The 24,303-nt window shown below is 52.7% G+C and carries 23 protein-coding genes; 11 read left to right on the top strand and 12 right to left on the bottom strand.

Translation table 11 applies throughout. The features are described 5' to 3' along the window. Window positions 1-2: 2 nt before the first annotated feature. Window positions 3-614, top strand: a complete 612-nt coding sequence (gene leuD, locus ACQ0MK_RS15005; protein WP_350043151.1) for a 3-isopropylmalate dehydratase small subunit — start codon at window positions 3-5, stop codon at window positions 612-614. Window positions 615-703: 89 nt separating this feature from the next. Continuing rightward, window positions 704-1,807 (top strand): 3-isopropylmalate dehydrogenase, encoded by a 1,104-nt coding sequence (leuB, locus tag ACQ0MK_RS15010; RefSeq protein ID WP_350043150.1) that lies wholly within the window; start codon window positions 704-706, stop codon window positions 1,805-1,807. A 54-nt stretch (window positions 1,808-1,861) separates the two neighbouring features. Here leuB and sigJ read toward each other — a convergent pair whose 3' ends face one another. From sigJ to ACQ0MK_RS15030, 4 genes are all read right to left on the bottom strand, one after another. Then, the gene (sigJ, locus tag ACQ0MK_RS15015) at window positions 1,862-2,797 is read right to left on the bottom strand and encodes an RNA polymerase sigma factor SigJ (RefSeq protein ID WP_430473295.1); all 936 of its coding nucleotides are present in this window, start codon (window positions 2,795-2,797) and stop codon (window positions 1,862-1,864) included. 380 nt (window positions 2,798-3,177) lie between these two features. Beyond that, window positions 3,178-3,612, bottom strand: coding sequence for a carboxymuconolactone decarboxylase family protein (locus ACQ0MK_RS15020; RefSeq protein ID WP_430473296.1), 435 nt, complete (start codon window positions 3,610-3,612; stop codon window positions 3,178-3,180). A gap of 128 nt (window positions 3,613-3,740) precedes the next feature. After that, window positions 3,741-4,163, bottom strand: a complete 423-nt coding sequence (locus ACQ0MK_RS15025; RefSeq protein WP_430473297.1) for a hypothetical protein — start codon at window positions 4,161-4,163, stop codon at window positions 3,741-3,743. Between the two features lie 214 nt (window positions 4,164-4,377). Beyond that, window positions 4,378-5,667 carry a class I SAM-dependent methyltransferase gene (locus ACQ0MK_RS15030; protein ID WP_430473298.1) on the bottom strand — a complete coding sequence of 430 codons (1,290 nt, stop codon included), beginning with the start codon at window positions 5,665-5,667 and terminating at the stop codon, window positions 4,378-4,380. Between the two features lie 385 nt (window positions 5,668-6,052). On the opposite strand from ACQ0MK_RS15030, the gene ACQ0MK_RS15035 reads away from it, so the two are divergent. The 7 genes from ACQ0MK_RS15035 to ACQ0MK_RS15065 all read left to right on the top strand — a co-directional run bounded on the left by ACQ0MK_RS15035 (window position 6,053) and on the right by ACQ0MK_RS15065 (window position 13,487). Continuing rightward, the gene (locus tag ACQ0MK_RS15035; protein WP_430473299.1) at window positions 6,053-7,078 is read left to right on the top strand and encodes an aspartate-semialdehyde dehydrogenase; all 1,026 of its coding nucleotides are present in this window, start codon (window positions 6,053-6,055) and stop codon (window positions 7,076-7,078) included. Between the two features lie 182 nt (window positions 7,079-7,260). Beyond that, window positions 7,261-8,211, top strand: a complete 951-nt coding sequence (locus ACQ0MK_RS15040; RefSeq protein WP_350043144.1) for a sugar-binding transcriptional regulator — start codon at window positions 7,261-7,263, stop codon at window positions 8,209-8,211. A 196-nt stretch (window positions 8,212-8,407) separates the two neighbouring features. Beyond that, on the top strand, window positions 8,408-9,718 hold the full coding sequence (locus ACQ0MK_RS15045; RefSeq protein WP_350048269.1) for an ABC transporter substrate-binding protein: 1,311 nt from the start codon (window positions 8,408-8,410) through the stop codon (window positions 9,716-9,718). Between the two features lie 156 nt (window positions 9,719-9,874). Next, entirely contained in the window at window positions 9,875-10,747 is an 873-nt protein-coding gene (locus tag ACQ0MK_RS15050; RefSeq protein ID WP_350043142.1) for a carbohydrate ABC transporter permease, read from the top strand. A gap of 10 nt (window positions 10,748-10,757) precedes the next feature. Then, entirely contained in the window at window positions 10,758-11,588 is an 831-nt protein-coding gene (locus ACQ0MK_RS15055) for a carbohydrate ABC transporter permease (RefSeq protein WP_350048267.1), read from the top strand. A 39-nt stretch (window positions 11,589-11,627) separates the two neighbouring features. Beyond that, the gene (locus ACQ0MK_RS15060; protein ID WP_430473300.1) at window positions 11,628-12,635 is read left to right on the top strand and encodes an ABC transporter ATP-binding protein; all 1,008 of its coding nucleotides are present in this window, start codon (window positions 11,628-11,630) and stop codon (window positions 12,633-12,635) included. A gap of 81 nt (window positions 12,636-12,716) precedes the next feature. Then, complete coding sequence (locus tag ACQ0MK_RS15065; RefSeq protein WP_430473301.1) at window positions 12,717-13,487, top strand: SDR family NAD(P)-dependent oxidoreductase; 771 nt, start codon at window positions 12,717-12,719, stop codon at window positions 13,485-13,487. A 260-nt stretch (window positions 13,488-13,747) separates the two neighbouring features. On the opposite strand, the gene ACQ0MK_RS15070 is transcribed toward ACQ0MK_RS15065, so the two are convergent. Further along, the gene (locus ACQ0MK_RS15070; protein WP_430473302.1) at window positions 13,748-14,986 is read right to left on the bottom strand and encodes a winged helix-turn-helix domain-containing protein; all 1,239 of its coding nucleotides are present in this window, start codon (window positions 14,984-14,986) and stop codon (window positions 13,748-13,750) included. Between the two features lie 200 nt (window positions 14,987-15,186). Between ACQ0MK_RS15070 and ACQ0MK_RS15075 the strand changes: the two genes are divergently transcribed. Beyond that, the gene (locus ACQ0MK_RS15075; protein WP_430473303.1) at window positions 15,187-17,151 is read left to right on the top strand and encodes an SLC13 family permease; all 1,965 of its coding nucleotides are present in this window, start codon (window positions 15,187-15,189) and stop codon (window positions 17,149-17,151) included. Window positions 17,152-17,227: 76 nt separating this feature from the next. On the opposite strand, the gene larB is transcribed toward ACQ0MK_RS15075, so the two are convergent. The 4 genes from larB to larA are packed head-to-tail and all read right to left on the bottom strand — an operon-like array spanning window position 17,228 to window position 21,211. Next, window positions 17,228-17,884 (bottom strand): nickel pincer cofactor biosynthesis protein LarB, encoded by a 657-nt coding sequence (gene larB / locus ACQ0MK_RS15080; RefSeq protein ID WP_430473304.1) that lies wholly within the window; start codon window positions 17,882-17,884, stop codon window positions 17,228-17,230. After that, a complete protein-coding gene (locus tag ACQ0MK_RS15085) occupies window positions 17,881-18,666 on the bottom strand; it encodes a hypothetical protein (protein WP_430473305.1) in 786 nt (261 codons plus the stop codon). Before ACQ0MK_RS15085 ends, larB begins: the two co-directional genes overlap by 4 nt. 2 nt (window positions 18,667-18,668) lie before the next feature. Next, complete coding sequence (locus tag ACQ0MK_RS15090) at window positions 18,669-19,922, bottom strand: LarC family nickel insertion protein (RefSeq protein WP_430473306.1); 1,254 nt, start codon at window positions 19,920-19,922, stop codon at window positions 18,669-18,671. Continuing rightward, the gene (gene larA, locus ACQ0MK_RS15095) at window positions 19,919-21,211 is read right to left on the bottom strand and encodes a nickel-dependent lactate racemase (protein ID WP_430476036.1); all 1,293 of its coding nucleotides are present in this window, start codon (window positions 21,209-21,211) and stop codon (window positions 19,919-19,921) included. The genes ACQ0MK_RS15090 and larA overlap by 4 nt, the downstream gene beginning before the upstream one ends. A 496-nt stretch (window positions 21,212-21,707) precedes the next feature. Here larA and ACQ0MK_RS15100 point away from each other — a divergent pair, with 496 nt between their 5' ends. Beyond that, entirely contained in the window at window positions 21,708-22,229 is a 522-nt protein-coding gene (locus ACQ0MK_RS15100; protein WP_430473307.1) for a hypothetical protein, read from the top strand. Window positions 22,230-22,675: 446 nt separating this feature from the next. Here the strand turns inward: ACQ0MK_RS15100 and folD are convergent, their stop codons facing one another. The 3 genes from folD to ACQ0MK_RS15115 are packed head-to-tail and all read right to left on the bottom strand — an operon-like array spanning window position 22,676 to window position 24,216. Next, window positions 22,676-23,575 carry a bifunctional methylenetetrahydrofolate dehydrogenase/methenyltetrahydrofolate cyclohydrolase FolD gene (gene folD, locus ACQ0MK_RS15105; RefSeq protein WP_430473308.1) on the bottom strand — a complete coding sequence of 300 codons (900 nt, stop codon included), beginning with the start codon at window positions 23,573-23,575 and terminating at the stop codon, window positions 22,676-22,678. Then, window positions 23,568-23,903: a DUF167 family protein gene (locus tag ACQ0MK_RS15110; RefSeq protein WP_430473309.1), complete on the bottom strand. Its 336-nt coding sequence runs from the start codon at window positions 23,901-23,903 to the stop codon at window positions 23,568-23,570. The genes folD and ACQ0MK_RS15110 overlap by 8 nt, the downstream gene beginning before the upstream one ends. Window positions 23,904-23,919: 16 nt before the next feature. Further along, complete coding sequence (locus ACQ0MK_RS15115) at window positions 23,920-24,216, bottom strand: YggT family protein (protein ID WP_350048245.1); 297 nt, start codon at window positions 24,214-24,216, stop codon at window positions 23,920-23,922. Window positions 24,217-24,303 lie beyond the last annotated feature (87 nt).

Genomic DNA, 24,303 nt, shown 5'->3' on the forward strand with positions numbered 1-24,303 from the left:
CAATGGATAAATTCACCAAGCTCACCGGCGTCGCAGCACCGCTGCCGATGATCAATGTCGATACCGACATGATCATTCCCAAACAGTTCCTCAAGACCATCAAACGTTCTGGCCTTGGCAAGAACCTGTTTGATGAAATGCGCTACGATGACAATGGCAACGAAATCCCTGATTTCGTTCTGAACAAGCCTGCCTATCGCAATGCACAGATCCTTGTATCTGGCGATAATTTCGGCTGTGGTTCGTCACGTGAACACGCACCTTGGTCGCTGCTTGATTTTGGCATTCGCTGCGTGATTGCGCCAAGCTTCGCCGACATTTTCTATAATAACTGCTTTAAAAACGGCATCCTTCCGATCCGTTTGCCGCAGGAAGATGTCGACAAGCTGATGGCTGATGCCGAACGTGGTGCCAACGCCACCGTGACCATCGACCTTGAAAAACAGGAAATCTCTGGTCCGGACGGCGGCTGCATCAAGTTTGAAGTCGAAGCCTTCCGCAAGCATTGCCTGCTTAATGGCCTTGATGACATTGGCCTGACCCTGCAGAAGGGTGATGCCATCGATAGCTTCGAAGCCAAGCGCGCTGCATCGCAGCCGTGGCTGTCGCTTTAATTCAAAAGGGGCGGTGAACCCGGTGTTTACCGCCCTTTTTCTATCCTTACGGGCTAAGCGGTCCGAAAATATCTGGGAAGGAAGCTTTTATGACCACCACCAAAAAAGTACTGATGCTGCCGGGCGACGGAATTGGCCCGGAAGTGATGCGTCAGGTTCAGCGCGTCATGGACTGGATGGCGAAAAAACGTGATGTGAATTTCGAAATCACCGAAGGCCTGATTGGCGGTGCTTCGATCGATGCACATAACAACCCGCTGACCGACGAAACCCTTGCCGATGCAATGGCGGCCGACGCGGTTCTGCTCGGTGCTGTTGGTGGTCCGAAATGGGATAACATTCCGTTTGATATCAAACCGGAACGCGGCCTTCTTAAAATCCGCAAGGAAATGGGCCTGTTTGCCAACCTGCGCCCTGCCCTTGTGTTTGATGCACTTGTCGGTGCCTCGACCCTGAAAGAAGACATCGTCAAGGGTCTTGATATCATGATCCTGCGCGAACTGACCGGCGGCATCTATTTCGGCCAGCCACGTGGCATCGAAGAACGCGATGGTGTGCGCACCGGCTTTAACACGCTGGTTTATTCCGAACCGGAAGTCGAACGCATTGCCCGTGTTGCTTTTGACATGGCCATGAAACGCGACAAGCGCCTGTGTTCTGTCGACAAAGCCAACGTTCTGGAATCCACCGTTCTGTGGCGTGAAGTTGTCGAACGTGTTGCCAAAGACTTCCCTGAAGTCGATGTCAGCCACATGTATGTCGATAACGCCGCCATGCAGCTGGTTCGCAACCCGAAACAGTTCGACGTGATGGTCACTACCAACATGTTTGGCGACATTCTTTCCGATTGTGCTGCGATGTTGACCGGATCACTTGGCATGCTGCCATCTGCATCCCTTGGTGCTGCAGATGCCGCTGGCAAACGCAAGGCGCTGTATGAGCCGGTACATGGTTCGGCCCCGGACATTGCCGGTCAGGACATTGCCAACCCGCTGGCAACCATCCTGTCATTCGCCATGATGCTGCGCTATTCGTTCGATATGGGCGAAGACGCAACCATGATCGAAACTGCTGTTCAGAACGTCCTTAAGGGCGGCCTGCGTACCGCAGACATCATGCAGGACGGCATGGCCAAAGTTTCGACCACAGTGATGGGCGAAGCCCTGATCAACGAACTCGACAAGCTTGCTTGATCGTTCGGTCTGATCTTTGAAGTTCAAAAGGCCGGGTGTCATCACCCGGCCATTTTATTTTTCGACAATCACTTCAACCGCATTGCCAAGAACCGGTTCAAAATGAACAAGCTTGTCCGGGTTACGATGGACAAACACATCAACCAGTTTCCCGTCGCGTTCAGATGCACTGATGCCAGTCACAATCACGCCACCCACCTGCATCAAAAGCCAGTTTTCCCGATCATTGCAAAGATAGAACACCCGCGCATCCGGTTCGCGTTTGCCCCAAACGCCAACAAAGAACCGGGCAACATTTTCAGAACCAAAGACTGGATTAAGCGCAGCAGATCCTTTGCCCCCACCATCAGAATGCATAATGACATCAGGGGCCAACTGACCGATCAACATGCTGACATCCCCCAAATTAAGCGCCTTGATAAACGCTTCAATTTTGGATTGCTCGCAGGCCTGTGCATTTGGTTCTGGCGTCGCATCACGGTCGTTTTCACGCTGCATTTTACGCCGCGCACGAAACAGGATTTGCCGGGTATTGTTTGGTGTGCGTTCAATCACCGGGGCAATATCATCATGCACCCAATCAAAAACTTCGTGCAACACCAACGCCACACGCTCCACCGGGGCCAACCGTTCAAGCATCAACAAATAAGCCTGTCCCAGACCATCCTGTTCGATCAGGTTCTTTTCGGCTTGCGGTTGTTCGGCGGGAACCCATGGTTCGGGCAACCAGTTGCCCACATAATGTTCGCGTTGGCGCCGTGCAGATTTCAAAACATCAAGGCAGATATTGCTACATACCCGGACCAGCCATCCGGTGGCATCGCGGATCACGTCCTGATCCTGATTGCGCCATCTAAGCCACACATCCTGCACGGCATCTTCGGCATCGGCGTGACTGCCCAGCATGCGAAAAGCCAAGGCCGTCAAACGCGGTCGATGTGTTTCAAAAATCTGATCCGCCATATTCGGTCCATTAGGGTCAACACTCATTCACATAATGGCCCCGGTCTCCCGTATCTGTGCGGATACGCGAAGCAAAACCGCAGGAAGATATACATCTTTCAAGGTTTTGCGACAAAGTAGGCCGTGCAAATCCGGGGGATCCGAAGGACAACTGATATAAGAGAAGACTCTGCGTCAAATCCCTTGACCGGGCATCATCCCGCTCGGCGGTCTTTTCCTAGTGTTTTCTCTTATATCAATTGCCGGGGCGGTTATGTGAATGAGTTTTGACCCTAAACACATAGAGCGATACGGGGTTTCCCCGTACCGCTTGATAAGATCTTTCTTCGTTCGCTATCCTGCCTGAAGGGGAGCGGGGATGCAAAGGGGCGAGTTCACCCCCGCCCAAAGGTTTCACATGAACGGATTTACGCAAATTCATGCTGCGCAATTCCCAAACGGTTCCAGGCATTCATGGTCGAAATGATGCAGGTCAGCTCGGAAATTTCGTCTTCTTCGAAATGATCAAGCAACACGCGATGACTTTGCGAAATACGGTCCTGCGACGCCACCTCGGTCAGGGATTCCGCCCAATCAAGTGCCGCACGTTCCGCATCGTCAAACCCGCTGGCCGCACGCCATACCGGCAACATGGCAAGTTTCATCGGATCGCCGCCATGCTCGGCAAAGCTTTTGGAATGCATACGCTGGCAAAAGGCACATTGATTGATCTGCGATACCCGGCATTCGATCAGATCCCGCAAAACCGGCGCGATCTTGGAGTCCGTCCCAAGAACAGTTGCCAGATCAAACATTGCCTTAAAAAGCTTCGGGGTGGCTTCAGGAAAATTGAAACGGCTCATTGTCAGTCTCCTTGTTTGGTTCGGGAAAATCCCTTCTGCCAACAAGGACGAAGCAAGGGCGGACCGTGTTACAGCAGCCCGCCCTTTTTTCTAAATAATTTTCAGAAATGCAGTTTAATCAATGCCGATTAAATCATTCCGGCCTGCTCCAATGCCTTGGCCACATTGTCATGCATCACCCAATGCCAGTCTTCACCATCTGATTGTTTGCCATCAGCAAGGGTAAAGATCGCGGCGAGATAATCACTGACATCGGTTGCACAGATCGGAAGACCGGCCGCTGTGGCAACTTTTGCGGCAAGACGTCCATATTTCTTGTTGCCAATACGGCATCCGAAATGTCCCACCGTATTGGCCAAACTCAGACCGGTAATTTCGCGCCCCGGTGCTTTGGCGTGCGCGCGCAGCATATCGCGTTCACAAGATGAAAGTTCGATGGCACCAAAGGCCCGCACGTAATCATCCGGGGTGCCGATATGGGGGGCACGGATGCTATCAGATCCGTCATTCCCCTGATGGTTGCCGTCATCCCAGTTCAGTACTTTAAGCATGTCGTTTCCTCCCGACAGAATGACCGGTTCATGGGTTTTTCGCATCTGCCGCGCCGGTCGATCACGCGATGCGTATTGAACTCAAAGGCGCGTTTTGGTCTTTCACCTAATCGGCAATGCTGCAGTTCGTTGTGCAGCAAAAAGCATCCGTATTCTTGCATATGGGGATCAAAATCAAACGGGGCAGGAAACCATCGTTTCCCACCCCGTATCATCATGCATAGTCAAAGCCCTGCTTGGTAAAGACGAATTGGCCAACCCGCATGCCGCCACCGCCTTCTTCGTCGTCAAAGGCATTAATGCAGCCCGCCAGATAAAACTCCCACATGCGTTTGAACTCGTCGTCATATTTGGCCGGATCGAGTTGATCTGAAATCGCCCGGAAACGATCCCGCCAGGCAATCAATGTCCGGGCGTAATTCCGACCCGGATGAAAATGCGATGCTTCAACCATCAGATTGGCGTGTTCGGCCGCCTCGATCACTTCATGCACAGCCGGGATATACCCGCCCGGAAAAATATACTTATCAATCCAGGGGGACGTGAACTCTGGCCGCGGTTTGATGATGGTGTGAATGACGGCCCGCCCGCCTGCCTTTAGAAGCGCGCCGACCTTTTCAAAGTATGTTTTGAACTGATGGCGGCCAACATGCTCAAACATCCCGACGGATACCACGCGGTCGTATTTTCCCGCATTGGCGTCGGCAAATAACCGGTAATCAAGCAGATGATAATCAAGCCCGGATTTGGCATTGTCGCCCATCGCAGAACGCTTTTCCTGTGCCCAGCCATACTGCTCGGTCGACAGCGTAATACCATGGACCTCGGCCCCGGTTTCACGGCGAATAAACCGGCTCAGCCCACCCCAGCCACACCCGATATCAACTACCCGCAAACCGGGTTCATTGATGTTAAGGCGCTGGGTGGTCAGGCTCATCTTCCGGTGCTGGGCTTCTTCAAGTGTCTGCGCCCCGTCATCCCAGAAAGCACATGAATATTGCATCTCCGGGTCAAGGAACCTTGTATAAAGATCATTGCCAATATCGTAATGATGGCGCACGCGCTTGGATGCAGCCTTTACCGTGGTAAACTGTGATATCTGGAATTTAAGCGCCTGAAGCTTTTCAATAAAGCTGCCAAACCCGTTCGCGGAATGACCGCCTTCGAAATTCAGACGCAACACCCGGATCAGGTCTTCCAGCTCGCCGCTGACAACCTCAAATCCGCCATGCATATAGGCTTCACCAAAGCCCGGATCGGGACTTAACGCCATTTTCAGCGTATTGCTCCAATCGGGTATCGTCATTGCCGCACGGGGAGATGTACCATCTCCCAAAACGACTTCATGTTTATCATCGACGCGAAAAACCAATGTTCCGCGCGTCACATGTTCCCGAAAGAAATCGAGAACCTTTTTCTGTGTCCAAACCAAATTCATCGGGTACGTCATCGGTCGTCCTTCTTCTTGCAAAGTCGGAATGTTGATCGCCCCATATGCGGCCATGCCGCATATCTGCACCGAACCCCATATCAGGACCGTTTGATCACGCCGTTTGGAAGGTAGCCGGAATATCACAACGGAAACGCGAAGCGATCCGTGCCGAAAACAGAAATCAACCAAGCTGAACGCAAAACGATTCTGATATGAGGTCCGACACATGAACCCCTTCTATAATTCTGCCAGATTTTTTTGCGATCTCAAGTAGTAATCATGGCTGGGTTACAAAGGATACGCTTGCGCTATTGCCCTGAACGCCTTACATCTCGCCGCAGATTATCAGAAATTATCCACAGGCATGTGCCCTGCGCCGTCCGTATCGTTGCTGTGATTATCACCGCAATCGCCCGGATCAGGCCGACATGCCCTACAGACTGAAAAGAGGCACCTGATGGGCTATAAAATTGCCGTTGTCGGCGCGACCGGAAATGTCGGGCGCGAAATGCTCAATACGCTTGCTGAACGCAACTTCCCGGCTGACGAAGTCTTTGCGCTGGCATCGACAAAATCAATTGGCCGCACCGTTGTCTATGGCGAAGATACCGACCTCACCGTTCTGGATTCCGCGACCTTTGATTTTTCCAAGGTCGATATCGCTCTGTTTTCAGCCGGTGGTGAAACCTCCAAAAAACTCGCACCCAAGGCTGCTGAAGCAGGCTGTGTTGTCATTGATAATTCAAGCTATTGGCGCATGGAGCCGGGCGTTCCGCTGATCGTGCCCGAAGTCAATAGCGATGCTCTTGCCGGCTATGCCAAAAAGAACATCATTGCCAATCCGAACTGCTCGACCATTCAGATGGTGCTTGCCCTGAAACCGCTCCATGAATTGGCAACAATCAAGCGCGTTGTCGTTTCGACCTATCAGTCGGTATCGGGTGCTGGTCGTGCTGCGATGGACGAGCTGTTCAACCAGACCAAGGGCATCTATGTGAACGATCTTCCGAAAAAAGAAGAATTCACCAAGCAGATCGCCTTTAACGTCATCCCGCATATCGACAGCTTTATGGATGATGGCGCAACCCGCGAAGAATGGAAAATGTCGGTCGAGACTCGCAAAATTCTCGCCCCTGCAGACATTGCCGTTCATGCGACCTGTGTCCGCGTTCCGGTCTTTGTCGGTCACGGCGAAGCGGTAAATATCGAATTTGAAAAACCGATCACGGTTGAAGAAGCCCGCAAGGCAATGAAAGCATTCCCGGGCCTGTCGGTTGTCGATTACCGTCAGGACGAAGGCTATGTCACCCCGCAGGAAGTTCAGGGTGAAGACAACGTCTTTATCTCGCGCGTGCGTAAGGACCCGACCGTCAAAAACGGCCTGTCGCTGTGGTGTGTTGGTGACAATCTGCGCAAGGGTGCTGCCCTTAACGCCGTTCAGATTGCTGAATTGCTGGTTGCGGAATTCCTGCCTAAAAAGTGATCTTCTTCACCGGATCCAAACCAAAACCCGTCCAACTTTGGGCGGGTTTTGGCGTATATAGACGCATAGATGCTGGTAACTGCATTCAAAAGGCGCTAGGGAAAAGAATAAGACGTCAGGGATGAAATCGCCCGCCGCCTGCCCGCATACGGATGAAGAACAAAAAATTTCGGGGGAATCGGATGGTAAAAAGGACCCGCAAGGAAGCGGCGCGACTTGATGAGGCTGCCCGCGCTGGCTGGCTTTATTATTGTGCGCGAAATACACAAGACGAGATCGCCCACAAACTGGGTGTATCGCGCCCAACCGCACAGCGCCTTGTTTCGGCGGCTGTCAGCGAAGGGCTTGTCAAAGTGCGCCTTGATCATCCCATTGCCCACTGCATGGAACTGGGCAAAGCCATCTGTGAAAAATACGGTCTGGCAAATTGTGACGTGGTGCCAACCGATCCGTCCGCGCCCGAAGCCATGTTTGGCATGGCGCAGGCCGCAGCAACCTATCTTGAACGGGCCCTGCAATCGCAAGAACCAAAAATCATTGCATTGGGAACAGGTCGCGCAATGCGCGCCATGGTCGATGAAGTCGGGCGCATTGATGGTCGCCATCACAAAATCGTCTCGCTGGTGGGCACCATCGCCCATGACGGGGCGGCAAGTTTTTATGATGCCGTCATCGATCTGGCAGATCGCACCCGGGCCCCCCATTACCCGTTACCGATTCCGGTCATTATCGAAGACCCGAAAATGCGCGAACGGATGCAGACCCAGCCGCCGATGGACAATATTCTGCAACTCGCACGTGAAGCCGACATTCGATTTATTGGTGTTGGGCAATTGGGCGATGACGCACCACTTCACATTGATGGCTTTATCACCAAGACCGAATTGGCCTCGCTTCGCGATGCCGGTGCCATTGGCGAAGTGATCAGTTGGTCCTTTGATCAGGACGGTAATATCCTGGATCATCCGGTCAATCATTGCGTCACCAGCGCACCTGCGGTTCAGCCTGCGACCAACACCATTGCGGTTGCAAAGGGCGCAAAAAAGGTCGCCGCGATTCGCGGTGCCATGCGCGGCAAACTGATTTCCACCCTGATTACCGACGAAGCAACAGCAGAAGCTTTGCTGCGTTAGCACCCCTTGTTACAGCCTCAGAACTAAAGACATAGAACCCTGCCAAGACGTTTGGCGGGGTTTGTTTTGTGCGCCGCAAAAACGAATTCGTTTGACAAGCAAGCCTGAAATTGAGTGAATGCTCATTACCTGAACAAATGATCAACACGGGCAATTCAAATTGCTCAACGGGTAGATAGTCCTTTTGGGAGGAAACATGAAACGCGTAATGGGAACAGCGCTTTGTGCGCTGTTGGCGGGCGGTATCGCTCATGCCAATGCTGAAACGAAACTAACCATCGCCACCGTGAATAACGGCGACATGATCCGCATGCAGAAGCTGACGGATGATTTCACCTCCAAAAACCCTGACATTTCGCTTGAGTGGGTAACGCTCGAGGAAAACACCCTGCGTCAGCGCGTCACCACCGACATCGCCACAAAGGGCGGCCAGTATGACGTGATGACCATCGGCACCTATGAAGTTCCGATCTGGGCCGACAAAGGTTGGTTGGCACCGCTTGATAATCTTGGTGCTGACTATGATGTCGACGACATCATGCCTGCCATCCGTGCTGCCGTATCCAAAGATGATGCGCTCTATGCTGCGCCTTTCTACGGCGAAAGCTCGATGATGATGTATCGCACGGATCTGTTCGAAAAAGCCGGTGTTGAAATCAATGGTCGTCTCACCTGGGACCAGACCCTTGAAATCGCCAAAAAACTCCATGATCCGGATAACGGCGTATATGGCATCTGCCTGCGCGGTAAAGCTGGCTGGGGCGAAAACATGGCGCTGATTTCGACCATGGGCAATGCCTATGGCGCACGCTGGTTCGACGAAGAATGGAAACCGACCTTCGACGGCGCAGAATGGAAAAACGCTCTGGACATGTATACCAATATCCTTGGTAACTACGGTCCTCCGGGTGCGACATCGAACGGGTTTAACGAAAACCTGTCGCTGTTCAACTCAGGTAAATGTGGCATGTGGATTGATGCAACCGTTGCAGCATCCTTTGTCACCAACCCGAAAGATTCCAAAGTTGCCGACAAAGTCGGCTTCACCGAAGCACCCTGTGCTGTGACCTGTACCGGTGCCAACTGGCTCTGGGCATGGAACCTTGGTATTCCAATGGGTTCCCAGAAAGTCGAAGCAGCCCAGAAGTTTATCGCTTGGGCAACCTCGAAAGAATATCTGGAACTGGTCGCCTCCAAAGAAGGCTGGGCAAACGTCCCACCGGGCACCCGTATCTCGCTGTATGAAAACCCGAAATATCTCGAAGCTGCACCGTTCGCAGACGAGACGCTTCTGGCAATCGACAGTGCCGATCCGGTTAACTCCACCCTGAAACCGAAACCTTATGTCGGTGTCCAGTTCGCTGCGATCCCGGAATTCCAGGGTATCGGTACGACAGTTGGTCAGCAGTTCTCAGCCGCCCTTGCCGGTCAGTCCAGTGTTGAAGAGGCCCTTGCGGCCGCACAATCCAGCACCGACCGGACCATGCGCAAAGCTGGTTACTACTGATGCATCACAGGCCAGATTTCAGTTTATTGCACATCATGAAATGATTTCTGGCCTGCGCCTCCTTGACCTGATGAACTTGGGGTGGCGGTTGTAAAAATCGCCACCCCCTTTCCATCTGGACAGGGATCAGCAACATCAATTTCGGGGAAGCACATCATGTCGACACGGGCCTCGACCCTTACCGGACGTATTATGTCCGCACCGTCGATCATCGTCCTGTTCTTGTGGATGGCCGTCCCGCTGGGCATGACGATTTATTTCTCCTTCCTGCGCTACAATCTGTTGTCGCCGGGAACGGAAGAATGGATCGGAACACTCAATTACGAATTTTTCCTTACAGATCCGGCGTTTTTTGCCTCGCTGACAAACACGCTTTTACTTGTCGGGTCGGTTTTGATCATCACCGTTGTTGGCGGCATTCTTCTTGGATTGATGCTTGATCAACCGATTTTCGGACGCGGCATTCTGCGTCTTCTGGTGATCGCACCTTTCTTCATTATGCCGACCGTGAATGCACTGGTCTGGAAAAACCTTTTGATGGACCCGGTTTCGGGGATGTTTGCCTGGCTTGCCAGTTTACTGGGATTGCCGGCAATTGACTGGTTTACCAATATACCGCTGACATCGATCATTATCATGGTGTCATGGCAATGGTTGCCCTTTGCCGTGCTGATCCTTCTAACCGCGCTTCAATCGCTTGATCGCGATCAAAAAGAAGCTGCCCAGATGGATGGTGCCGGTCCGGTCTCAATCTTTTTCTATATTACGCTGCCCCATCTTAGCCGTGCGATCACGGTTGTCGTTCTGATCGAAACCATCTTCCTGCTGACCGTCTTTGCCGAAATCTTTGTCACCACAGGTGGTGGCCCGGGTCTGGCAACGACCAACATTGCCTTCCTTGTCTATACGCAGGCCCTGTTGCAATACGACGTCGGTGGGGCTTCGGCAGGCGGCATTGTCGCGGTCATCCTGGCCAACATCGTGGCGATCTTCCTGATCCGCCTCATTGGCAAAAATCTGGATAATTAAGGGGCACGACATGGAAAAGAAACAAACACCCCTTGGCTATATCAGTTTTTCGGTATTCGCCTGGATTGTGGGACTTCTGATCTTCTTCCCGATCTTCTGGATGGTGCTGACCAGCTTCAAGTCCGAACTTGAAGCCGTCTCCATCCCGCCCAGCTTCATTTCCTTTGACTGGACGCTGGAAAACTATGCCGAGGTTCAGGAACGGTCGAACTATTTCAAGTTCGCCATGAACTCGGTCATTCTTGCCGTCGGGTCAACGCTGGTTGGTTTGGTCTTTGCTGTGACCTGTGCATGGGCCATGGCCTTTAACCCGACCAAACGGACCAAGGATGCGCTTCTCTGGATGCTGTCGACCAAGATGATGCCACCGGTCGGTGTCCTTGTGCCGATCTATCTGGTGTTCCGCGATTGGGGGCTTCTCGATACCCGATTTGGTCTGATCATGGTTCTGTTTTTGATGAACCTGCCGATCATGGTCTGGATGCTTTACACCTATTTCAAGGAAATCCCGACCGACATTCTCGAAGCCGCACGTATGGATGGCGCAACCCTGCCCAAAGAAATCATCTTTGTGCTGTTGCCCATGGCCTTGCCGGGCATTGCATCAACCATGTTGCTCAATGTGATCCTGGCCTGGAATGAAGCCTTTTGGACACTCAACCTCACAACGTCCGATGCGGCACCGCTGACCGCTTTCATCGCGTCCTATTCCAGTCCCGAAGGACTGTTCTGGGCAAAGCTGTCTGCCGCATCAACCTTGGCGGTTGCCCCAATTCTAGTAATTGGCTGGTTCTCTCAGAAACAGCTTGTGCGTGGTCTGACATTCGGCGCGGTCAAGTAACCGCAGCCCAATAGAAATCTGGAAAGAAGGAACACCAAAATGGGTGCTATCCGACTGGAGAAAGTCAAGAAAACCTTCGGAACGCTGGATGTTATTCCGGGTGTTGATCTTGAAATCAATGATGGTGAATTCGTTGTCTTTGTCGGCCCGTCGGGCTGTGGCAAATCAACCTTGCTGCGACTTATTGCCGGGCTTGAAGATGTCACCGACGGCAAAATCCTGATTGACGGGACCGATGTTGCCAACGAAGCACCGGCCAAACGTGGTCTGTCGATGGTCTTTCAGTCCTATGCGCTGTACCCTCATATGACCGTTTATAACAACATTGCTTTTGGCCTGAAAATGGCAGGCGAAAGCAAAGACGTTATCAACGACAAAGTCCAGAGTGCGGCAAAAATCCTGAACCTGACGGACTATCTTGAACGCCGTCCGGGGGCCCTGTCGGGTGGTCAGCGACAACGTGTTGCCATTGGCCGTGCGATTGTCCGCAACCCGGCAGCCTTCCTGTTTGATGAACCGTTATCGAACCTTGATGCCGCCCTTCGCGTCAATATGCGCCTGGAAATCACCGGTCTGCATCAGGAACTGAAAACCACCATGATCTATGTCACCCATGATCAGGTCGAAGCCATGACCATGGCCGACAAAATCGTGGTGCTACAGGCAGGTCGGGTTGAACAGGTCGGCAAGCCGATGGATTTGTATGCCCACCCGGCCAACAAATTTGTCGCAGGCTTCATCGGTTCGCCAAAAATGAACTTCCTTGGCGGTGAGCTTGCGGCAAAACACACCTGCCACGAGATCGGTGTCCGTCCTGAGCATTTGGCCGTTAGCACCGAAAGCGGCCCGATTGCCGCCACAGTCAAGATCGCCGAACATCTTGGGGCTGAGACATACCTTCATGTTCAGGCCGATGACTATGGCCCCATGACGGTCCGTGCCACCGGTGAAGTACCGCTAAGCGGCAATGACAAAATCTTCCTGACCCCTGAACAGGATCGCATCCACCGCTTTGACGCCCATGGTCTGGCACTCGGACAATCCTGACACGTGCATAACCCGGACCGCAATGCCCCACACACGCATTGCGGTCCCGCCTTAGCAAATCAAGAAAATTGTGAGCCCAATATGTATCTTAAAAAGTTCGATCTTTCCGGGCGTCGTGCCTATGTCACAGGTGGCGGTCGCGCCATTGGTCTGTCCTGCTGCGAAGCACTCGCCGAAGCAGGCGCACATGTCATTATTGGCGACATCAGCGATGCTGTCGCCGAAGAAGGCCGTGATTACCTGAAATCCAAAGGATACTCGGCTGACATCGATATCATGGATGTCACCGATACCGATCAGGTCCGCGCCAGTGCCGAAAAAATGGCCCAGCAGGGCGGCGTTGACATCCTTGTCAATAATGCCGGTATTGCCCGCTCGGAAACTCCAGCGGAAACCGTGGCGGATGAACATTGGCTTAATGTCGTTGACGTCAATCTCAACGGCACATTCTGGTGCTGTCGCGAATTTGGCAAACTGATGCTGGCCAAGAAAAACGGCGTCATTGTCAATGTCGGTTCGATGTCCGGCTTTATCGTCAACAAGCCGCAAGAACAGGCCTATTACAACGCATCCAAGGCCGCTGTGCACCACCTGACCAAGTCACTTGCCGCCGAATGGGGTGGGCGTGGTGTGCGCGTCAATGCAGTTGCTCCGACCTATATCGCAACACCGCTGAACGAATTCGTTAAATCCAAGCCGGAAATGTATGACGCATGGATCAATGGCACCCCGATGGCCCGACTGGGCGAAACCGATGAAATCGGATCGGTTGTGCTGTTCCTTGCTTCTGACGCATCCAGCCTGATGACCGGATCCATCGTATTGGCTGATGGGGGTTACACCTGCTGGTAAGGCCAGGTGGAACTGTTGATCACAATGTCCTGAAGCAAGGACCTGTACTCACCAAATTGACTGAAATGGCGATGGAATAAACAAGATATGTAAGGATGGAGCCGCCAGCCGGGGCTTTCCCCCCGGCCAAGCTCTTCATATCCGACCAAATCTCTCGCGACCATTTAAGCCAATTTGGCGAGTACAGGTCCTCGTTGTGATCAGGTCAGTGCGATGGTAAAACGGGGCGCGGTTGTGGGACCTGCGCCCCGTTTACTTTTTTAAACAACGCTGACGTCTGCCAGATATTTCGAAAAGTCATTGGCCGGAATAACCTTCACCCCGCCAAGTCCCAAAAATGCTGCCAGACGATGCAGGTTTTCCATCAACGGTCCCGCAACTTCAATCCGTTCAAAGCCACCTTCAAGATGCGCGCTTTGCACCAAAAGAAACCCGGCCTTACGATCCGATTTCAAATCAACCCGCGCAACAAATTCGCCGTTTAGCATGAATGGCAGGACGTAATAGCCGTATTGGCGCTTTTCAGCCGGAACATATATCTCGATCCGGTAGTTAAAGCCAAATATCCGCTCTACCCGATCACGTTCCCACATCACCGGATCAAACGGCACCATCAAACAGGTCGGCTTTGCCCGTGCCCGCTGGTTCACATTCGGGCACAGATATCCGTTCTGTTTCCACCCCTGTACATCCGCGCGCAGCAACCGGCCTTCTTCGACAAGGCGCGCCAGACAGGCTTTGGTTTCAGCGGTTGGCATCCGAAAATACTTGCGAAGGTCAATCTCGGCTGCGACCCCGGTTGCCGCAATCCCCTTACAGATCAAATCACACATCGCATCCTGACGGTCGGGTGCCGGATCATGGGCGGCATCCCCAATCACCCGATGGGGCAAGTCATAAACCCGCTCGAAACTGTTACGCCGTTTGTGCGCGGTAACCTGACCGCTCCAGAACAGATATTCCAGTGCGGTTTTGGTATCCGACCAGCCCCACCATTCGGCACTCTTGGGGCCCGCCTGATCGAGATCACTCGCACCAAGAGCACCTTCATTTTCAATCCGCTCAAGAATGCCATCAATCAACTCCGGCTGTTCACGTTGCATGCGGGCGATCCGTCCCCACATGCCTTTGCCTGACCGGGCATCTTCCATCCGCCAACGATATAACGGGTAATCCTCAATCGGGATCATCGAGGCTTCATGCCCCCAATATTCAATCAGCTTTCGGTCGCGCGATTTGCCCCAAACGATATCATCAAGCAATTTCGGGTCATAAACGCCAAGTCGCGAAAAGATCGGCATGTAATGTGCGCGTGTCAAAACGTTGACACTATCGACCTGCAACATATTGGTCTTGCGGATCGCCTTCATGATCCGGCGCTTGGTTACAGGGCGGCTTTCATCGCAATCAAACCCCTGCCCGACAAGGGCAAGGTTCCGCGCCTGCTTGATGGAAACGGCAATAGACGGCTTTGGCATGTGGGCACTGTCATCTGGCATGATGGATCATTCAATTCGCTAACTAAAACAGAATGATACTATCACACCCTCCTGACAAATATGGCAGCAGGGTTTGTGCCTTAAAGGATGCCTCTTTCATCCTCAGATAACACAAGGCCTGCTTGACCTAACCGCCTGTCAGGCCATAGGCTTTTGCTTCATGGGCCGAAATGCAGCGCCCCAAAACAGGACGGACATAAATGGATAACCCGCAAATCATGATCCTGACCGTTCTTGTTGGTACGGTTGCCCTGTTTTTATGGGGGCGTTGGCGCCATGATATGGTGGCGATGGCATCCCTTTTAACCTGTGTCGGATTGGGCTTGGTCCCGACCGGGGATGCTTTTATCGGGTTTGGTCATCCGGCTGTTATCACTGTTGCCTGCATTCTGATTTTGTCATCGGCCCTTCAGAAATCCGGTGCTGTCGATACATTAACCCGGACCGTTTTGCCACAATCTGCGGGTCCTTTTGTCACCATGGCTGCCCTTAGCCTTCTGGCTGCCATCCTGTCGGCCTTTATGAACAATGTCGGAGCCTTGGCCCTTTTGATGCCGGTTGCCCTGCAAATCGCGCGAAAACAAAACCTGCCACCGGGCAAAATCCTGATGCCGCTGGCATTTGGGTCGATCTTGGGCGGCATGACGACCCTGATCGGCACACCGCCCAACCTGATTGTGTCGGGCTTTCGTGCCGGACAGACCGGCGAAGGGTTTTCGATGTTTGCCTTTACGCCGGTCGGTGTCACGATTGCGGTTGCCGGGTTGGTGTTTGTCATGCTGCTGGGTCGCTTTCTTGTTCCGACCCGCGAACGTGCCGGTACCGAAGGATTTGAAACCGGCTCCTACCTGACCGAAGCCCGGATCACACAAGACAGCAAAGCGTCGGGCATGTTGCTGCGCGATATCAATCACGAACTGGAAAAAAGCGATGCGCAGGTCATTGGCCTGATCCGCAACGAACGTCGCTTTCCCGCACCAAGCCCTTATCGCGAACTTCATCAGGACGATATTCTTCTCATCGAAGCCGAACCCGAAGGTCTGGCCTCTGCCCTTTCGGCACTCGAACTAACCCTTGAAGCCGAATGGAATGACGCTCAGGCCAAGGCCGCTGAAAAAGAACAGGCCAAGGCGCTTGAACGCGAAAAAGACGCGCAAAAAGATATCATTCCGGAAACTTCAGACACTCAAGAACCTGCAAATGTCCCCGTCGTCGGCGGTGCTGAATTTAGCAACGATGCTATTAAAGCAGATGACATCATTGCCCCCCCCAAGATCGAGGCCGAACGTCAAAAGGCTTTGGAATCCGATGACATATCGCTGATCGAACTTGCCGTTCTGCCAAATGCCACCTTCATTGGCCGGTCGGCGTCCGACATACGGTTGCGGGATCGCTATGGCATCAATCTGCTGGCCGTTTCCCGGCAGGGCCAACGGTCCATGGCGCGGTTGCGCACCATGACAATGCAGGCAGGTGATGTGCTTTTGATGCAAGGCACCCCCGATGCTGTTTATGATTTCGGCAATCGCCTTGGATGTGTGCCTCTTGCCGAACGTTCCTTGCATCTCGCCGATACCAAGATTGCCTTGCGCGCGACATTTATCATGGCCGTCGCCATTCTATTGGCGGCTTTTGGCATCCTGCCTGCCGCGATTTCCTTTTCCTTCGGGGTGCTTGCGGCATTGCTGTTCGGGGTTGTTTCACCCAGAACGCTTTATAATGCGGTCGACTGGCCGGTCGTGGTGTTGCTTGCCGCATTGATCCCCGTCGCCAATGCGATGGAAAGTACCGGCAGTGCGGATTTAATCGCCCGCTTCCTGCTTGAAACCGTTGCTCAGGGCAATGCCATGATTGCTGTCGGCTTGATCCTGATCGTCACCATGACTCTGTCGGATTTCATGAACAATGCCGCAACGGCAGCTGTCATGTGCCCGATTGCCATTGGCAGTGCCGCGCAACTGGATGCCAGTGCTGACCCGTTCCTGATGGCGGTTGCGATTGGTGCATCCTGTGCCTTCCTGACCCCGATCGGGCATCAAAACAACACGCTGATCCTTGGCCCCGGCGGGTTCCGCTTTGGTGATTACTGGAAGCTTGGCCTGCCGATTGAAATCATCGTGGTCGCCGTTGGCGTACCGATATTGCTATGGGTTTGGCCGTTGTAGAACATCCGGCGATAGCCGGACTAACGATCCTCGCACGGTATGACCGGCGGCAAGCATATTTCAGCCTATTCAACCCTTATTTGGCAACCGATTGCAGAATCTTGATGGCGGCGGCGGCGGCCCCAAACCCATTGTCGATATTCACGCTCAGAATGCCCGGCGAACAGCTGCCCAGTGCAGATTCTAGTGCTGTTCTCCCGCCCGCCGTTACGCCATACCCGACAGAGGTTGGCACCGCGATCACGGGTGCCCCGACCAACCCGGCCAGAACACTGAACAAAGCACCTTCCATTCCGGCAAGTGCGATGATGATGCGGAATTTCTGAATGTCCTCGATCCGGTCAAGCAACCGCCAAAGACCGGCCACACCAACATCCTGGATCATGGTGCTGTCATACCCGCAAAAGGCCAATGTTCTTTGCGCCTCGGTTGCCACCGGAATGTCAGACGTGCCCGCCGCAATGATCCCGATCCCCGATTGACCAAGTGGTCCTGTCTTGCCAACAATCCCGGTTGCCGAAACTTGGTCATAGTCAAGCTTGGCACGGTTGTCGTCATTAAGTCCCTGACAGGTTTCCGGCGTAAGGGCTGTCAGGAAAAGCGGGCGTTCGCGCATGATCGCATCTTCAATGATGATGTTGATTTGCTCAGGCGATTTTCGGGCGCAATAAATCGCTTCGGGAAAGCCGGTCCGGTTTTGCCGGTCCCAATCGGGCTGATGAACGTTTTTCATGGTCTGTCCTGAATAAACATCGCACCCCGCTGATAGGGGCGCAGGCCCATAAGCGCGCGATCATTAATCTTGCAACGTTCTGCAATCCGGGCTTGAATTTCGGAGGTTATTTCGCTTTCGGGAAGTTCGATGATCACACCTGATTTTGTAATCCGGCATCTGACATCCCCGCTTAGGCCAAGCTCGTTGCTGAGATACCCTTCGATGCTATCGACAAAGGCAAGATCGTTTGGATCAATCGCAATGCCGGTTTCTATGCGGCTGGCAAGGCAAGGCTGCGCTGGAAGTTCTGCAACATCATCCAACCCAAGTTCGCGGGCAAGTGCGCGGATGTCTGATTTTGCCATACCGGCATCAACAAACGGGTGAATAACATCCCGTTCCGATGCCGCAAGCAATCCCGGCCGATATTCCCCCAGATCATCAAGATTTGCCCCTGATGCAATCGGGGCCGCCGTCAAACTGCGTATCCGGTCATATAAATTGGTCTTGCAGAAATAGCACCGATTAACCGGATTATCGCGATAGCGCGGATCATCAAATTCACCCGTCCCGGTCACGGTTAAGTGCCAGTTTTGCAAACGCCCTGCATCGCGCACCCGAACCGTCGCAGCGGGCTGCACAGCAGGCGATACAGCATGCAGCATTTCAATCCGATCAGGTGCCACCATGTGGGCAAATGTTGCAAGCGTCATGCTGTCCACACCACCACTCACCGCGATTGCGATGCGTGGCTGCGCAAGGATAATATCGGCAAGGGCTTGGTGAGAAGTCAAAACCATGCTCACCCCTTTTGTTCGGCTTTTAGTTTGGCTTGTAATTCGGCTTGATATTTTTGACGACGGCGGGAATGCAAATCTTCGCCGGTCAAATCATCATGTTCAACCTTACACGATGTAACCCCCGCTGGTCGCGCAACGGACTTTGTCCGAATACCCGTTTCATCACGGGCCTCAGTCCGGCGCAAGATACGCCGTTCGCTCACCTGATGACGAAGCCCGATGGTCGATGTCTGGGCAAAACACGCATCCATTACTTGGTCTGCCAAGGCAGGCTGCGCCAATAACCGGAACGACGTCACTGCGCGGTTTTTCTTGCCCTGACCAATCAATAGCACCAGATCAATCACCCCGTCACAATCGCGCAAAATCTCGGACGCGGTAGCAAGTTCTTCGCCGGTCATATCGTCGATTTCAAATTCAATCACCGTGACATGGTCCTGATCGTAGGTCATATCGCGTGCCGCCGATGCTGCATCAAAGTGCAATGCGCGCAAAATGTTTGGCAATTCCTTGATGGTGCGGGTTCCCGCCCCGACACCACTTGCCAACAACTTTTTTGCACCTGCTGACGGCGTGTCGGTATCTTCCGGATCAATCAGATATTTCAGGATTGCGGCACCGGTCGGGGTCACACGTTCACCCGAAACTCCATCATCACACCAGGTAAATCCGGCCAGAAGTTCTGCTGTGGCCGGGGCAGGCACAGGCAATAACCCATGCCGGGTTTTGACAAGCCCGCCGCCGCGCGGCAAGTCCGATACACTCCACTTGGTATCGGGCAAGGCAGCAATGATGCTGCCTGCAATCACGACATCCAAAACCGAATCCCAATCGGCAATCTCGTGAAAATGAACGTCCTTTATATCAACCGCATGGGTTTTTGCTTCGGCTTCCGCCAAAATCGTTAAGATGGCACAGGCAACCTCAATCGTGCCCGCTGCCAGTTCAGAAGACCGGATATAGCCAACAATATCGGTGTATGCGCCAGACCCTATGCGGTGATCGTGTTCGTGATCATGCCCATGATCCGATTTGCCATGCGCTTGATAATCCGGGTTAAAGACCAGATTGAACGTTTGGGCATGCATGCCGTTTTTGCGGATTTTCACAAGTTCGACACGGCCAACATCGGCTGGAAGAATGCTTTTTATATCCTGATCGATGCTAGGGCGCAGATGCGGGATCACATCAAGCATTGCGGCAATAAACATATCGCCGGCAATCCCGCCAACAGCATCAAGATGAATATGGTTCATTCATTATTGCCCGACACCGGAATGACATAGGGGCCTTCGGGGATGATCGCCACGTCAAAATCGCCGCTTTGCACGATGCTCTGCGCAATTGCCTGATCAAGATCATCCACGACATCGACACAGGTGATACGTTTTTCTTCCTCACTCAACCCCTTGGTATAAAGCTGCACCTTGCCAACCCGCATCGGTTTAAGCTGCATTTCGGTTTGCCATTCGTCGATATCGGCAAGTGTCTTGGCCTTAAGCGTTGCCAAAAACCGCTCCGACCCAAGATCGGCCAACCTTGCCTGTGCATCGCGGAATTCCTCGGATCCAAACCCTTCGGAACATTCTGATGCAATGATCAAGGTCCCGCCGGGTTTCAGGATATCCATCGGGGTGACCATGCCCTTGACCGTCTGATAATAGGTTTTATCAAGCGGATAACCAGCAGACGACGTAACCACGGTGCTGTATTTCCGGCCAACATCAATACGGGTTGCTTCTGAAATATAGCTCACAGCGGCAAGGTGGCTGGCGATGATTTCGCCAAATGTCACATGAACAAGGTCACGGTCTTCATCCAGAACGGTGTTCAGCGCATATGTCTCGCCAAGCTTGCGAACGATTTCAAGCTGCTCTTCATGCAACGGATTGCCTGCAAGATTGCATTGAACCGCCAGCGGGTCTTCCATGAAACGGGCGGAATGGAATGTGCGGATGGTTTCATGTCCGGCGACACCCGGGGCAACAACTTTGCGCCCGCCTGACCACCCGGCCATGAAATGCGGCTCAACCAACCCTGTTGCAATCCGAAGATCGGCCTCGACCAGACGTTTGTTGAGCTTGACCGGAACACCGCGGGTTGGCGTGACGCCAAGATCAATCAGATCGTCTTCGTTGCGCGCATAGTGGTTTTCAACCCGGACATTCTCCAAAACCCATGGATCACCGACAAGTTCTTCAAGCTCTTCATCCAGATTGGGACGGTGCAGCCCCGTCGCGACCAGAACACTGATCTCGCTTTGCGCGATACCTGCTGCAACCATCGTCTCGATCATCGGGCGCAGGAACAGCTTATTGGGAACGGGGCGGGTAATATCGCAAATCAGGATACAGGCACTTTTGCGATTTTTCGCCAGCTCCAAAAGCGGGGCGGCATCAACCGGATTTTCAAGGGCGTTGCGAATGGCAACCTGATTGTCAGGAAGCTTGGCAAGCTCGGCCTTCCGAATGACGGTCGTGCGCGCAGTGTCGGGCAGTTTTACCGAAATAAATCCACGGCCATAGGCAAGTTCGGGGGGGGGAATGGGGCATCGGTAAAACCTTGTTCAATCAGAAGCGCACAAACTTCATTATGATGGTCCAGAGACGACCAGCATACACCAATTTCATCTGGTGGAAAAAGATCGCGGCATCCTCTGCTTCGGTCTTTGCTCAAACTTGAAATTATTGCGCTTGCTGGTTGAGCTTAAGCTAGTGCGATTGGCAGTGCTACGCAATTGGATACCAGTGCCTGCCCGTTCCTGATGGCGGCTGCGATTGGTGCATCTTGTGCCTTCCTCACTCAATCGGGCATCAGAACAATACCCTGATCCTTGGCCCCGACGGGTTCCGCTTTAGCAATTACAGGAAGCTTGGCCTGCCGATTGAAATCATTGTTGTCGCAGTTGGGATGCAGATGTTGCTATAGGTTTGGCCGTTGTAAATTAAGAAATTGGGCCAATGACGTTTTAAACCCCATACTCGCTGATCAGACTACTTATTTTAAGTCAACACGATGTGAGAACTCTGATAGGTTCACTTATGCCAAGGAAAAACAATCGAAAACCTCGTAATGAATATATTGGCGGCACTACCGCGACAGAGGTGAGCAGTATTGAGGTTGTTTACGACCCGAAGACAGACAGTCTCCGGTTCGGTGGTGACATGGTGAACACATATTCAGAGGTGTCGTACGAACGGGAAAAGAACGACAAGATTCTGTCTTGGATTCCCCAACCGAACAATGATTTCCAACAAAACCAAGACCGAGCACTCACGGAAAACTATGATTTTCTTTGCGCAGTCGATACGAACACCCGCATCATCGATAGCAAGCGCGTTTCTGCTGCAGTAATGGTTCTGATAGAGTCCATCTTCGTATCTGATATGCAGGTACTACGAGAAGCTTGGCAGTTCAGCTCATTCTTGTGTTTCGAGTTTGTTGAAATCAAAGAGAAGCCAGAGAACCTTGGTTGGACCGCCGCAATTGAAGAACTCGCAAAATCAGGAATTTTAGATAACAAAGAACGGATCGGTCTAATTGTCGATTCAGAATCTCGGTAACATTCCCGATTACAACGCCCGGAAGAAACCTTTTTTGCGAACGTCTTCTTACCCAAAAACATACAACTGATTTATGCGAGTTCCGACGTTGGTAAGGATTACTCCGTCAACAAAATGATTAAAGCCGCTGACTCTGTCTCTGCCCAGTACCTAACGGCACTTAAGTTGGGAAAAATTCCATTCAATCAGAAAACCGTAGGGCACGAGTACTTCGAGCGCGTTCGATCTTTTAGCTTGAAAATGGAATTCACCGGCTGGCAGTAGACACGTGTCAGAGGATGTCTGCAAAAGAGACTAGTTGGTGTTACTTTTTGACGTGATTCGCAAGCGTACATCAACATCTGTGCACGTATTCACCTGTGTTGAAATCAAAGCATTAAAAATTCAGACTAAAAAGAAAAGCGACTACTGGGTTACTTTAATTTTTTGCATTATTTCTCAATGCCTTAAGCGTCAAAACCAAGGTTCGGAACTTCAAGGCCATTCGCTCGGCAGGCTGAAATCAGGGTATTGTTCAGCAAACACGCAATGGTCATCGGGCCGACACCGCCCGGAACCGGGGTAATCGCACCGGCAACCTTGGATGCGGTTGCAAATTCAACATCACCGACCAGTTTCATTTTGCCGTTTTCGCCTTCGATGCGGTTGATACCAACATCAATCACGGTCGCACCCGGCGCAATCCAGTCGCCCTTGATCATGTTCGGGCGGCCAACGGCGGCAATCACGATATCGGCACGGCGGACTTCTTCCGGAAGATCGCGGGTGCGCGAATGGGCGATGGTGACGGTGCAGCTTTCTTTCAGCAGCAATTGCGCCATTGGTTTGCCGACAATGTTGGAACGGCCAACAACCACCGCACGTTTGCCCGACAGATCGCCAAGGGTGTCTTTGAGCAACATCAAGCAGCCATACGGCGTGCAGGGTGCGAAACCTTCGCCACCGGTTGCCAAGGCACCGGCATTAACCACATGGAAACCATCAACATCCTTGGCCGGATCGATTGCGGCCAAAATTGCCTGATCGTCGATATGATCAGGAACTGGCAACTGGCACAGGATGCCATGAACGTTCGGATCGGCATTCAGCTTGGCGATCAAGGCCAGAAGTTCATCCTGCGGGGTGTCCGGGGATAATTTGTGCTCATAGGAATTCATCCCGCATTCAAGAGTCTGCTTGCCCTTGTTGCGGACGTAAACCTGACTGGCGGGGTCTTCACCGACCAAGATCACGGCCAGACCGGGGGTAACGCCGTGCTCGGCTTTCAGCTTGGTTACTTCGGCTGTAATGTCTTCGCGCAGTTTTGCTGCGAATGCCTTGCCGTCGATGATTTTTGCGTTACTCATGTGTGCGTCCGCCTGTCAGTTCGGTGATTTTCGACATTAACTCTGTGGGATTGCCCATAATGACCAGCATTTTGGTGCGGTCTGTCTTTCCGGCAGCGATCCCGAACGAGGATTTAGGCCATTTGATCGCTTTTGCCAAAAGTTTTATCATGGCCTGATTGGCTTTGCCGTTTTCCGGCACCGCACTTACCGATACCTTAAGGCGCATGCGCCCACTGGCATCATTCATCAGACCATTGATCGCATCACGCGAAGCCTTTGGTGTTAAACGCACAAACAGACGTATCCCGGTTTGGTCAGAGAGTATCTCGCAAACAGGATCAGACATTGTCTGAATGAGACATTTAATACCCTAAAAGAGCCATCCGGACATCGGTCTGGATCAGCATATTGCCAAATTGCAGAACCAGAATCAGAATGATTGGCGAGATATCAATACCGCCAAGGTCCGGCATGATCCGCCGGATTGGGCGCAAGGCTGGCTCTGTCAGGCGGTATAAGGTATCCCCCAGCATATAAACAAACCGGTTGCTGGTATTGATCACGTTGAACGCCACAAGCCATGACAGGATTGCAGATGCAATCAGCATGAAAATGTAGATACCAACTACAGTGTCAATAAGCCAAAAAATCGCCAGCATTGCCGCTCCTTACGATCGCCGGGTCGAAAACCGATATGCGCCCGGTAAGATGTTTACACGCTGCAAAACCTAGTCGGCAATGACCGG

This window comes from Thalassospira lucentensis, from assembly GCF_050516545.1.
GTDB lineage: Bacteria > Pseudomonadota > Alphaproteobacteria > Rhodospirillales > Thalassospiraceae > Thalassospira > Thalassospira lucentensis_C.

Coding starts and splice junctions, on each gene's coding strand:
- leuD (WP_350043151.1), top strand. CDS start 3: ATGGATAAATTCACCAAGCTCACCGGCGTCGCAGCACCGCTGCCGATG.
- leuB (WP_350043150.1), top strand. CDS start 704: ATGACCACCACCAAAAAAGTACTGATGCTGCCGGGCGACGGAATTGGC.
- sigJ (WP_430473295.1), bottom strand. CDS start 2,797: ATGAGTGTTGACCCTAATGGACCGAATATGGCGGATCAGATTTTTGAA.
- ACQ0MK_RS15020 (WP_430473296.1), bottom strand. CDS start 3,612: ATGAGCCGTTTCAATTTTCCTGAAGCCACCCCGAAGCTTTTTAAGGCA.
- ACQ0MK_RS15025 (WP_430473297.1), bottom strand. CDS start 4,163: ATGCTTAAAGTACTGAACTGGGATGACGGCAACCATCAGGGGAATGAC.
- ACQ0MK_RS15030 (WP_430473298.1), bottom strand. CDS start 5,667: ATGGCCGCATATGGGGCGATCAACATTCCGACTTTGCAAGAAGAAGGA.
- ACQ0MK_RS15035 (WP_430473299.1), top strand. CDS start 6,053: ATGGGCTATAAAATTGCCGTTGTCGGCGCGACCGGAAATGTCGGGCGC.
- ACQ0MK_RS15040 (WP_350043144.1), top strand. CDS start 7,261: ATGGTAAAAAGGACCCGCAAGGAAGCGGCGCGACTTGATGAGGCTGCC.
- ACQ0MK_RS15045 (WP_350048269.1), top strand. CDS start 8,408: ATGAAACGCGTAATGGGAACAGCGCTTTGTGCGCTGTTGGCGGGCGGT.
- ACQ0MK_RS15050 (WP_350043142.1), top strand. CDS start 9,875: ATGTCGACACGGGCCTCGACCCTTACCGGACGTATTATGTCCGCACCG.
- ACQ0MK_RS15055 (WP_350048267.1), top strand. CDS start 10,758: ATGGAAAAGAAACAAACACCCCTTGGCTATATCAGTTTTTCGGTATTC.
- ACQ0MK_RS15060 (WP_430473300.1), top strand. CDS start 11,628: ATGGGTGCTATCCGACTGGAGAAAGTCAAGAAAACCTTCGGAACGCTG.
- ACQ0MK_RS15065 (WP_430473301.1), top strand. CDS start 12,717: ATGTATCTTAAAAAGTTCGATCTTTCCGGGCGTCGTGCCTATGTCACA.
- ACQ0MK_RS15070 (WP_430473302.1), bottom strand. CDS start 14,986: ATGCCAGATGACAGTGCCCACATGCCAAAGCCGTCTATTGCCGTTTCC.
- ACQ0MK_RS15075 (WP_430473303.1), top strand. CDS start 15,187: ATGGATAACCCGCAAATCATGATCCTGACCGTTCTTGTTGGTACGGTT.
- larB (WP_430473304.1), bottom strand. CDS start 17,884: ATGAAAAACGTTCATCAGCCCGATTGGGACCGGCAAAACCGGACCGGC.
- ACQ0MK_RS15085 (WP_430473305.1), bottom strand. CDS start 18,666: ATGGTTTTGACTTCTCACCAAGCCCTTGCCGATATTATCCTTGCGCAG.
- ACQ0MK_RS15090 (WP_430473306.1), bottom strand. CDS start 19,922: ATGAACCATATTCATCTTGATGCTGTTGGCGGGATTGCCGGCGATATG.
- ACQ0MK_RS15100 (WP_430473307.1), top strand. CDS start 21,708: ATGCCAAGGAAAAACAATCGAAAACCTCGTAATGAATATATTGGCGGC.
- folD (WP_430473308.1), bottom strand. CDS start 23,575: ATGAGTAACGCAAAAATCATCGACGGCAAGGCATTCGCAGCAAAACTG.
- ACQ0MK_RS15110 (WP_430473309.1), bottom strand. CDS start 23,903: ATGTCTGATCCTGTTTGCGAGATACTCTCTGACCAAACCGGGATACGT.
- ACQ0MK_RS15115 (WP_350048245.1), bottom strand. CDS start 24,216: ATGCTGGCGATTTTTTGGCTTATTGACACTGTAGTTGGTATCTACATT.